7 protein-coding genes are annotated in these 11,915 nt (G+C 48.2%); all 7 read left to right on the forward strand.

The window, feature by feature from the left end; translation table 11 throughout:
- The 7 genes from AC4IFB_RS07120 to AC4IFB_RS07150 all read left to right on the forward strand — a co-directional run bounded on the left by AC4IFB_RS07120 (position 1) and on the right by AC4IFB_RS07150 (position 11,898).
- Positions 1-1,380, forward strand: a complete 1,380-nt coding sequence (locus AC4IFB_RS07120) for a multicopper oxidase domain-containing protein (RefSeq protein ID WP_490779781.1) — start codon at positions 1-3, stop codon at positions 1,378-1,380.
- Positions 1,381-1,395: 15 nt separating this feature from the next.
- Positions 1,396-4,137, forward strand: coding sequence for a cadherin-like domain-containing protein (locus AC4IFB_RS07125; protein WP_490779782.1), 2,742 nt, complete (start codon positions 1,396-1,398; stop codon positions 4,135-4,137).
- An 80-nt stretch (positions 4,138-4,217) separates the two neighbouring features.
- Positions 4,218-4,799 carry a hypothetical protein gene (locus AC4IFB_RS07130; RefSeq protein ID WP_490776935.1) on the forward strand — a complete coding sequence of 194 codons (582 nt, stop codon included), beginning with the start codon at positions 4,218-4,220 and terminating at the stop codon, positions 4,797-4,799.
- Positions 4,800-4,824: 25 nt separating this feature from the next.
- Positions 4,825-8,019: a Calx-beta domain-containing protein gene (locus AC4IFB_RS07135; RefSeq protein ID WP_490779783.1), complete on the forward strand. Its 3,195-nt coding sequence runs from the start codon at positions 4,825-4,827 to the stop codon at positions 8,017-8,019.
- A 46-nt stretch (positions 8,020-8,065) separates the two neighbouring features.
- Entirely contained in the window at positions 8,066-8,827 is a 762-nt protein-coding gene (locus AC4IFB_RS07140; protein WP_490776933.1) for an SCO family protein, read from the forward strand.
- Positions 8,824-10,467 carry a c-type cytochrome gene (locus tag AC4IFB_RS07145; RefSeq protein WP_490779784.1) on the forward strand — a complete coding sequence of 548 codons (1,644 nt, stop codon included), beginning with the start codon at positions 8,824-8,826 and terminating at the stop codon, positions 10,465-10,467. Before AC4IFB_RS07140 ends, AC4IFB_RS07145 begins: the two co-directional genes overlap by 4 nt.
- A 39-nt stretch (positions 10,468-10,506) precedes the next feature.
- Positions 10,507-11,898 carry a sensor histidine kinase gene (locus tag AC4IFB_RS07150; RefSeq protein WP_490776931.1) on the forward strand — a complete coding sequence of 464 codons (1,392 nt, stop codon included), beginning with the start codon at positions 10,507-10,509 and terminating at the stop codon, positions 11,896-11,898.
- The last annotated feature ends 17 nt before the right edge of the window (positions 11,899-11,915 follow it).

Genomic DNA, 11,915 nt, shown 5'->3' on the forward strand with positions numbered 1-11,915 from the left:
ATGATGAGAAAATTACTCAAACAACCTGGACGGCTGATGGGCGTCCTGATGTTGGGTGTTGCGAGTCTGCTTCCCTGGGCGCAGGCTCAGGCGGCACACGACATCCGCGGCATTATGCCGGATACAAATGGGGTGTTTAACCTATACAGCTTCCCTTTCAATATGAACCTGCCAGAAGGCACCAGCCTCTATATGTGGGGGTTTGGTGATCGCGATGGGGGAACCGGAGCAACCCATCAGGAAGGGGATGGCTATGCACTGCCTCAATATCCTGCGCCGACTTTGATTGTTCAGGAAGGTCAGGCGATTACCATCAACCTGACCAATTACGGTGTGCCTAATCCGGTATCCATCGTCATGACAGGTCATAATCTGGAAGCAACCGGTGGTTCTCCAGGTCTGGTAACCCAATCAGCCGATGTTGGCGAGTCAGTGACCTACAGTTTCACTGCTGGCAGTCCAGGTACCTATATCTACCACAGTCTTGATGGCTCGAATCCGGGTCTGCATGCTGAAATGGGGTTGCAGGGTGTGATGATTGTGCGTCCTGCAGACGGTAGTCGTACTGCCTACGGTGCGGGCACCCTGACTGACTATGATCAGGAAAATCTCTATCTGATGACTGAGATTGATCCCGATATCCATATTCAGATGGAGAAGGGTCACTTCGAGCATTTCACCAACTCTGACCGTTATGCCAAGGTCTGGTTTATCAACGGCCGGGTTTTCCCCGATCTCTTCCAAGGGGACTTCAATAATCTCTTTCCTCATCAGCCTTATGAGTCACTGGTAATGGCCCATCCTGGTGATTACGTCCTGGTACGCAATGTCAATGCAGGTCAGGACTCACATCCAATGCATTACCATGGTGAGAACCTGCGATTCATAGGTCGTGATGGCAAAATGCTTACCTCTGATGGTGCGGTTTCCAATTTAGGGCGTTCTGACAACACTATTAATTCAGCTCCCAAGCAGACCGTTGATGCCCTCTGGACCTGGTCAGGTAAGAACTTGAACTGGGATATCTACGGACACGATACCAACCACGTCTGTATTGATGGTAATGGTGACGGTTTTGGTGACGTTTCAGCAGGCAGTACCTATGAGCATGAGTTCTGCGATGACCATGGCAAGGCGCTCTCCAACCTGGTCAACATTCCTGGTATTGGCGATATGACACTGGGTGGTTGGTGGAGTGGTAGCCCCTTCCTGGGTGACACAGGCGATCTGCCTCCGGGTGAAGGTGGTCTGAATCCATTCGGTGGTTACTTTCTTGTATGGCACTCACATGCTGAAAAAGAGCTCACCACGTTCGATATCTTTCCAGGTGGAAGCCTGGGTGCAGTTGTCGTCCTTCCGCCCTACGTTGGCATTCAATAAGGGGAGAAAGAGACAATGAAAAGGTCAAAAATCATGAATGCTAAGATCAAACCTATCGCTATTGCCTGTGCTTTGGCTCTAGCGAGTGGACCGGCTATGGCAATAGATTTCTATCTGATTGCTAAAGAGTTCACCAAAACCTTACCAGATGGCAGCACTGTGACCATGTGGGGTTACGCAGAGGATGATGCGGCGGGCACTTGTTATGCGGCTGCAACGCCTGCGACAGATACTGCTTGTACAACTCCTGAGGCTACTGCGCCAGGACCTGAGTTGGTTATTCCCCCAGGCATGGATAATGTCAGGATTTTTCTAACCAACCTTCTTCCTGTTCCAACCTCCCTCTTTATGACGGGTCAGGAGCGTCCTTGGTCAGCGAATAACAATGGCCCAACTTGGAATGACAATCATGTTGGTTCGCGTATCAATTCGACCCAGAGAGTACGCTCATATGGACGTGAAGCCGATGCAGGGGGTGGTAAACAGCGATATATTTGGAATAATAATCGCGGTACACAAATCGCCAATCCTGGTGGTACCTTTACCTACTACTCTGGTACAGAGCCTCAGTTGCAGGTCTATATGGGATTGTATGGCGCTGCAACAAAGAGTTTTGCTGCTGGCCAGGTCTATGAAGGGGTACCATTCGTTAACGAACAGATCCTCTTCTATAGTGAGATCGATCCGGATCACAATGCGGCGGTTGCAGCTGGTGACCCCAACTACACCCCCATCCATTACCATCCCAAGTGGTTCCTGATCAATGGCGAACCCTATGTGGAGACAATGACGGATCTTGCGCTGGGTAGTGCGGGTGAACCTACACTGCTGCGCTTTTTGAGCGCTTCCAGTGAGAAGCATGTACCGGTTTTGCAAGGTATGCACGGTGTTATCCACGCAGAGGACGGTATTCGTTATAACTGGCAGAACAGTGCTGCGGGAGATTTTGAATATGCGCCTCGCGAGCAATATTCAGTCGGACTGCCACCATTGAAGACCAAGGATGTCATCATTACACCAGCACTGGCAGGGCGCTATGCGCTCTACGATGGTAATGGCAATATGACCAATCCCAGTGATCCTGAAGTTATCACTCAGGGCGACACGGTAGGCGGTATGCTTCGTTTTCTGAGTTTCGGAACCAGTGTTGCAAACCTGCCTCCAGTTCCTCAGCCAGACACACTTACCATTCAGTATCCACTTGAAGCAACTACAGGTGTAGAGGGCGTGCTTAATGTGCTCGCCAACGATTCAGATCCAGAAGGTATGCTACTGAGTCTGAACATTGCCAACACCGATACCTTTGTCACTGGTTTAGGTGGTACCGTTGATTGTCTGGCCGCTGGCGGTTGTACCTTCACCCCAGAGATCGATGTCAACACGGGCTTCTATGTCCAGGGTACCGGAACTTTCAACTACGCCGTTTCCGATGGAGTCAACGAGGTGACTGCTCAGGTCGCTGTGGAAATGATCGGCAATGAGGCACCAAGTCCGGTTAATGATGAAGTTAATGTCGAGCCTGGTACGACGGTGGACTTCAACGTTCTACTGAATGATCTGGACAATGAAGGTGATGCTCTCGAAATCGTCACGCTGGATGCTACAGGCATCACAGTAGGTACGCTGACCTGTGTCAACTTAACAGGTGCTTGTACCTATGAGGCACCAGTTACGCCGCCCAGCACGTTGCCACTGGCACTGACCTTCACCTACACCATTACTGACAATGTAAATGTTGAATCAGATCCTGCAACAGAAGTTACCATTAACATTATGGAAAATGTCCCTGTTGCTCCTGTCGGTGTAGCTGAAAACTATGTGATGCTTGAAGACACTGTTTTTGATGTGGCTGCTCCTGGTGTGCTGGAGAATGATTCCGACGCTAATGGTGACCCGATCACTGCGGTGTTGGTCAGTGCACCACTGGAAATTCGCGATAACCTTCCAGAATCATTTGTGCTTAATCCTGATGGTTCGTTCCACTATGAGCCAGCTGCAGATTTCAGCGGCACTACAAGCTTCGTTTACATGGCGAACGATGGAACGCTTAACTCAGATCTGGTGACGGTAACCATTGAAGTTACTCCTCAGAATGATGCACCACAGGCGAACGCTGACACCCTGTTGTTGACGGATGCTACTTTGACCACCCTGGATCCTGATGGCCAACCTCTGGAGACAATCTTCAATATCCCTGCACTGGGTGTATTGGCGAATGATGTCGATCTCGAAGGCGACACCATGACTGCAGCTGAGGTTAACGATCCTGATGGAATTACACCTGAACTGGTTGGTGTGGATGGCGCTGCCACCATAACAGTCGACAGTGTTGCAACTGGTGTAGTTGGCAGTCTGACCTATCAGGCAACCGACTCAAACGGTGCAGTCAGTCTTGAGGCCCAGGCCGACTTTATGAGGCTGGTGTCGATCAACCGTTCTGAGTACAACCTGCGTGAAGATACCAATCCGGCGAACGATGATTGGCGTATTCGGGGTCGGGCGGATGTGAGTATTCCACCTGGCACACAGGTACATGTCTTCCTGGTGCGTAATGGCGTTGATGTTGCAGAGATTGTTCCCCATGCCAACGTCAATGTGAATAACAGTGGTGTAGTACTCAACAACGCCAATAACACCTGGAGTATCAATGCAAACAACATTGGTCCTGAGCCACAACCTGGCGATACTCTAAGGGTTGAAGTTGAAGGCTTTGTAGATGCTGTCTACACGAACTATCCTGTGTTTATCATGCCATAGTGAACTAGGTGATCGATCCTGCTTGGAGCGGGGTCGATCACTGAGTTGGCATAATCTAAAGTTGTAAAAGTTGGTTGGCTATGAAAACTCAAGAAACTACTGAACTGGATTGCAGGGACGTTGAACTGCAAAAGAATCCGCTCTTAATTATCCTGGTTTTAATCGTTTGTGCATCGGTTCTGATGGGGTTCGCATTGGCTGCAAAAGCCGGTGAAACTCAAGTGCCTCAGAAGGAGGGTAAAAAGGCGGTTGATACCTGGCGTCCCCCAGTCGCTAAAGCTGTAACCCTGAAACCCGTGGTTGACAAGGAGATGGCCAAGCATATCGCAGAGAAATGGGGTGTGGAACTGGTCAGTCTCAGGCTTACTGCCGCAGGCTATATGATCGATTTTCGGTTTCGCGTTCTGGATGTGGAAAAAGCGAAAGTCTTTTTTGACAACCGCTTTAAACCTCTACTGGTGGTTAAACGCTCAAATGCTAAACTACCTATACCTATGGCAGCGAAAGTCGGTGCTTTCCGCACCACCAATCGTGGCAAGAACATTAAGCCGGATAGGACCTACTACATGGTCTTTGCAAATCCTGATGCACATGTCAAATCAGGTGAGAAGGTGACCATGGTCATAGGGGATTTTAAAGCCGCTAATTTGACTGTTAACTGAACCACTTATCATAAGAGATGGATATATGCTCACCAGGAATCCTGCCTTAAAGATTCTCTCGCTGATTGCCCTCCTTTTTTCCTTTCAAAGTCATGCAGCAGTGACAGTTTACTGCTGTGATGCCAATGCCGAAGCTCAATACATACAGGATCTTGCAGCTTTGACCTCAGTTTCGGTGGATATGACCACTGAAAGCTTCGAGGGTAGCGACTGGGCGGGAACCCGTACCACACCTCAGGTGAGCGTAACCTCCCAGAGTGTAACCTGGGCTGCCAGTTCCACTGGCGTCTCTGGAGTACGAACCAGCACCGGAGGCGGGGATGTCCATGAAGGCAGCTATCTGCTGTTTGCCGCTGATAAAGATAATGGTCATCTGGTGCCAGATAAGATAACCCTCACTGCCAATGGGATTACCCTGTACGGTGTTGGTGGATGGTTTCGCAGCTCTGGTGGCGCGCAACTGGGTTTTACCACCAATGGCGATACAGTGGATTTCACAGGCGAGCAGGCGACTGTATTCGATTGGAGTTTCCTCGGTTTCATCGATGATGGTGGCTTCTCTACACTACTCATTGAAACAGTTGATGAGACTGGTCCGGAAGCAAATACCTTTTTCTCAGATGACTTCACCCTGGCTGCTCAAGCTGGGGCTTTTCCTGGACAGAAGCTGCAGTTCAGCAGTGCAACTTACAGCGTCAGTGAAAGCGCTTCCAGTGTACAGATTACAGTAGAGCGTAGTGGTGGAACCTCTGGTGCACTTTCTGTCGACTATGAGATCGCAACTGGTGGTACGGCTACCAGTGGCCAGGACTATACAGACACTTCAGGGACGCTCGATTTCGCTGACGGTGAGAGCAGCAAAACCTTTACCTTGGATCTCATCGATGATGGTGTCTATGAAGGTGATGAAACCGTCAATCTGCTTTTGAGTGGGAGCGACCTTGGGGTATTGAACTCGGCCATACTGACAATTCAGGAAAATGATTCCCAGCCTGTTGGCCAAGTTCTGTTCAGTGGCAGTGAGTACAGGGTTACGGAAGGTGCAGGCAGTGTAACGATTACTGTACAGCGAAATGAAGGTTCACTGGGTAGTGGCTCAGTCGACTATGCGACGGCTGATACCTCAGCCATTGCTGGCAGCGATTATACCAGTACCTCTGGTACCTTGAGTTTTACCGATGGCCAGATCAGTGCGAGTTTTACTGTTGCTATCACTGACGATAGCTCACAGGAGGGTTCGGAGTCCTTCATGGTGAGTCTGAGTAACCCGGTTAGCGTAAGTCTGGGAGATCAGGATTTCACTGAGGTGACTATTCTTGATAATGAGCCTGCGGCTGCTGGTGGCAGTTTTCAGTTTAGTGGTGCCTCCTACGAGGTCACTGAAGGGGCAACTCAGATCAGCATTCCGGTTACCCGTATCAATGGTAGCAGCGGTGCTGTGAGTGTGGTCTGCAGCAGTACCAATTCGAGTGCGGTTTCCGGCAGCGACTATACCGCCACACAGAGCACGCTTAACTTCGCCAGTGGAGAGATCGTTCAGCACTGTAATGTTCCAATCACTGACGATAGCGGTTATGAAAATGATGAAACCTTTGCTGTCAGCCTGGGTTCACTATCTGGAAATGCGGTTTTGGGCACGCCCGTTATGGCCAGCGTTACCATTCACGATAATGATCCGGTACCAAGCGCTGGCAGTTTACAGTTCAGTCTCAGCGAGTTCAGTCAGACTGAGGATTCAGCCACTGCAACCATATCTGTGACCCGAACCGGTGGCACATCAGGTGCAATCACTGTCAACTACGCAACCTCAGATGGTAGTGCCGCCGCTGGTGAGGACTACAATGCCGCATCGGGTACCTTGAGTCTTGCCAATGGTGCTTCGTCTGCAACATTCCAGATCAGCCTGATAGATGATAGCGCTTACGAAGGTGATGAAACGATAGATATCACCCTGAGCAGTCCAACAGGTGGTGCTGTACTAGGCGCCAACAATAGTGCCACGTTAACCATTGATGATAATGAGCTGGCTCCAGTTTCTGGCGCCATCGGCTTCACAACAGCTGAATACTCTGCCGAAGAGTTCGATGGCAGCGTGACCATTACTGTCGAGCGTGTAGGTGGCAGTTCCGGAACAGCACAAGTCAACTATGCCACCAGTGATGGTACTGCGACGGCTGGTAGTGATTATGACGTTGCCAGCGGAATCCTGGTGTTCGCCGATGGCGAGGTTTCCAAGAGTTTTGATATCAGCCTTATCGATGATGGTAATTATGAGGGTAGTGAGACTATCAATATCGAGTTAAGCACGGTTTTCGGTGCCATATTCGGTAGTCAGGTGACCTCTACAGTTAGCCTGGGTGATGATGATACCGCACCTGCAGCTGGTGCTGTAGGCTTCTCGCTGGTCAATTACGATGTTACAGAAGATGGCGCCAGCGTCACGGTTAATGTAACCCGAAGCGATGGCTCGACTGGTGCCATCAGTGTTGACTATGCCACTTTTGATATATCGGCTGTTGCTTCATCGGACTACGAGTTTACTGCTGGCAGAATCAATTTTGCTGATGGTGAAACCACCGCTAAGAGTTTTGTGGTTACCATCAATGATGACAGCGAGCTGGAAGGTAGCGAACAGATCGCATTGCAGCTTGGTAATGTACAGGGTGGTGCTGTGCTGGGGGCTCAAAGTGATTCAGTTATCACCATTGCCGATGATGAGGTACCTTCAAATACTGCCGTTCTTGCCTTCCAGACAACCAGTCTGAGTGTCGATGAATCAACTGCGAGCGCAACATTCACCATCACTCGGGCTACATCCACCAGCGGAATTATCACGGTGGATCTGACAGTGGATTCTTCGAATGCTACAGCTGGTACTGATTTCAATGTCACTACAGGAACGCTTCAGTTTGCGGATGGTGAGTCGTCAAAGAGCATAGATGTGGAGATCATTGACAACACGGTAGAGGATGGAGATAAGACAATCACCTTTACTTTAGGCAATGCATCAGGCAGTGCGACGATTGATAGCGCTAACAATAGTTTGCTGATTACGATTATTGACGATGAGACGACAACAACAGATCCCGGTGACGGAGGTGGTAGTGATAGCGGCGGTGGTGGCGGAGGCGGAAGTCTCGATCTGATGCTGCTAGCTATGTTGCTGTGTAGTCTGGTTCTGCTTTACCGAAATCCACGAGCGAGCAGGTCTCGTCTGTAAGGGCGAGTAAAGCATTAGTTATTAAACTGTTTGGAGTAGTTATAAAATGGCATTACTGATTAGGCAGCAGAGTAAAGGTTTATGGTTATTCTGTGGAATGCTATGTGCCTCTATTGCACATTCAGCTGATTTACCTGAAATAGCAACCAAACAGAACGAAGAGACTCTGCTTCCCCCCTTCAAGATGGATTGTGTTACCAAACCATCTGAGAATAGTAAAAGCTCTGACAGGTTCAGGGTGTCGATGAATATGAGTGAACAAGCTCAACATGATCATCATGCTCATCACCAGATGATGATGGATCAGAAAGATTACAAGGTGGATACCGCCAACTATTCGATTCCAGATGTTGTACTGACTTCTCATGAGGGTGAAGATACCAACCTGCCTCAGCTTCTGAATACCGATAAGCCAGTCATGCTCAACTTCATTTTCACCACCTGCACGACTATCTGCCCTGTGTTGTCTGCCAGTTTTCACCAGGTTCAGGAAATATTGGGTGAAGATCAGAGCGTATCAATGATCTCGATTACCATCGATCCGGAATATGATACGCCTGAGCAGTTGATGAAATATTCAAAGCGCTTTAAAGCTAAAGAGAATTGGAAATTCTATACAGGTAGTTATAATGACGTGGTTGCTGTTGAAAAAGCATTTGATATCTTCCGTGGATCAAAAATGAACCACGAACCCATTACCTTGATTCGAGGTGGTGAAGAAGGTGCCTGGACCCGTATAGATGGATTGGCCAGCGCTGAGGATATCGTCAAAGAGTATAAAAATATTTTGAACAAGACAAAACAATGATTAAAAAGCCCCATGGCTTGCTCAACGCTGTACTACTAGCTAGCTGTGTTGGTTATTCATCACCCTCGTTGCTTAACGCAGAGATCGATTCCGAGGGTTACCTGGTAGGCAAAAAGATATATACAGAGGGCAAGCGTGCTTCAGGCAAGCTGGTCAGGGCTGTTGTTCAGAATGATATTCAGGTGGAAGGGGATCAACTGATCTGCGAAACCTGCCATAGAAGAAGTGGCATGGGCTCGACAGAAGGGCAGCAGGTAGTGCCAGCCATTGCGGGGCATATGCTGTTCAAACCACTGAAACTGCCCATCACCAAACCCCCGGAGCCACCAGTCTACCGGCCAGCTTATACCAAAGAGAGTCTACTCAGGGCTGTTCGTGATGGTGTTGATGCCAATGGTGATCCACTTGATCCCTTTATGCCTCGCTATGAGCTGGATGAGGCAGATGTAGAGGGTTTGATCGCCTATATGAATACACTCTCCCAGGAGATCTCCCCTGGTGTAGATGAAGTGGATATACATTTCGCGACAATAATACTCGAGACAAATTCTGCCGATGAGAATAAAGCGCTATTGGATGTTATGCAGGGTTACTTTGAGCAGAAGAATATTGAGACCCGTTATGAGTCTAAAAGGGCTAAGAACGCACCCTGGCATAAGGAGTGGTTACTCAAGCCCTATAGAAAATGGCGGCTTCATGTCTGGGAGCTGAAGGGCTCACCTGAGAGCTGGCCGGAACAGCTGGAAGCCTATTACAGGGAAACACCAGTATTTTCAGTTCTCAACGGTTTAGTCCCCCAGGGTTGGGAGAAGGTGCATGAATTTTGCCAATCGAACGCCTTGCCCTGTCTCTTTCCCACAACACTGACTCCGGTTGAATCAGATGTAAGTTTTTATAATCTCTATCTTGATAGAGGGGTTGCACAGGAAGCGGAGGCACTGGCCTCTCATCTTTCATCATGGAAAGGAGTGGGTGAGATTGTGCAAATAGCAGATCGCTCTGATCCATTGAGCCAGATTGCCGCAAACAGATTTATATCTGCTATGGAACAGCGTGGTATGGCAGTCAAAACGGTTCAATTCGATAAGCTTTCTGAGGGCTTGACACATATTGACCCGCTTGATGCCGAACAGGCTTTAGTAATCTGGGCTAATAAGGCTAAATCCGACCAACTGCTGGCTAAATTTTTGGCAAAAAGCCAGGAGCAGAGACCTGCTCTCTATCTCTCAACCCGTTTCTATGGTTCCTCAACCGAATCGATTCCCAAACAGATTCGGGGTAATCTGAGGTTTGTTCACTCTTCTGAGATGCCATCGAAACTGAACCGCCTGCTGCTCAGATCCACCGGGTGGTTCAAGTCAAAACGTATCTATAACCCCCAGGCCAAGGAGATTCAGGCCAATGCTTACTTTGCCATGAAAGCAGCCGGAGATGCGGTAAAGCAGATACGAGGCTACTTTTATCGCGACTATATGATCGAAAAAATAGAACATATGGTTGACGATTTGCCCTATACTTCCATATATCCAAGGGTTAGTTTGGCCCCAGGGCAAAGATTCGTCTCCAGAGGGTTCTACATTGCAACAGTCGACAATCAAGGTGGTGGGTTGGTTCAGCTTACCAATTGGCAAGCACCCTGACCCCAGCTGGTTACAACGCTAACAGCTAGACTGGATAGTGTGCTTGAAAATATGGAACCCTCAGGGACAAAACTAAATACTACCGGTTATCGTCTTGCCAAGCGCTATGGTATAACCAGTCTAGCCGCAATGGCTGCAACCTTAGTGGTTATCTTTTTTTTCATACGATTCGAAGCACTTTCAATTATTGAAGATGCCAGCAAGCGAAGTAACGAAACTCTTACCATAGCCACAGAGTATGCCCTGAATGACCATTTTGTGATGTTTCTCAATGTGGTTAAGAATAATAAGGACCGCGAAATATCACATATGCCGTTTGAGCCGGTATTGGAGCGTGTCATCAGAAAAATGCTCTCTGACACCCATGTGGTCAGAATCAAGCTCTACAACCTTTCTGGCAAGGTGGTCTATACGACAGACCCATCCTACATAGAGGATGATGAAGAGCACAACGAGGCCTTCTCCTCTGCAATCAGTGGTATTCCAGCAACAAGTACGGTCTATGAGAGCACTATTAAGCTCTTCAGACCGACTAAAGAGAATAGCTTGGTACAAACTTACGTGCCAATTAGAGCTACTGAGAAATCTCCCGTTCTTGGGGTGATGGAGATCTACTCAGACATTAGTGGTTATATTGTTGAGGCGAATAAAACCACTTTTCTGTTACTGATCGTCATCCTGCTTCTGATGGCATTCCTCTACTTTTTCCTACTGCTGCATATTAAAAGATCAGAACGTATTATAGAGCGCCAAAACAGAGAGACCAGAGAGAAGAAAAAGCTTCTCGAGTTTCTGACCTCGAAAATGATTACAGCTCAAGAGGATGAGAAAAAGCGTATTGCATTTGAACTGCATGAGGATGTGGTGCAGACCTTGTCTGGTGTAAAAATGCAGCTAGAGCGCTATATTTTGTCGATTGGTGAGCTGGATGAAGACGATAACGCAACCGAGCTTTCAAAAAATATCATACCTGTGTTGCAAGAAGCGGCTCATAGAATAAGGTCGGTGGCGATAGATCTTCGGCCTCCGAGTCTGGATGATTTTGGGCTTAAGGCGGCTTTGAACTCACTTGTCTCTGAGTGCCATACGATCACGACAGGTTTGCAAATCAGCATAGATATCGCGGTTGATGAGGATCAGATCTATCGGGATCAGAAATCAATTCTCTATCGAATGTTTAAAGATACACTGAAAATGATATGTTTAGATGAACACCTGGATGGTGAAGTAAACTTCACTATGGAAAAGGTGGAAAATCACCTGGTTCTACGTGCTGAGATTGACAGTAATATGATTGAACCAAAGTATCAGAATAAGTTGCCTGGTTTCTTTATATCTTTGCAGGAGAAAACAATTCTTTCAGGTGGTGAATTCTATATCCTTGCGATGGAGAAAGATCATTTGGTAGTACAGTCAGTCTGGTCATCTTGAACCTATTCAGAGATTCA

The sequence above is a fragment of the Candidatus Thiodiazotropha sp. AKIB8 genome, from assembly GCF_058244675.1.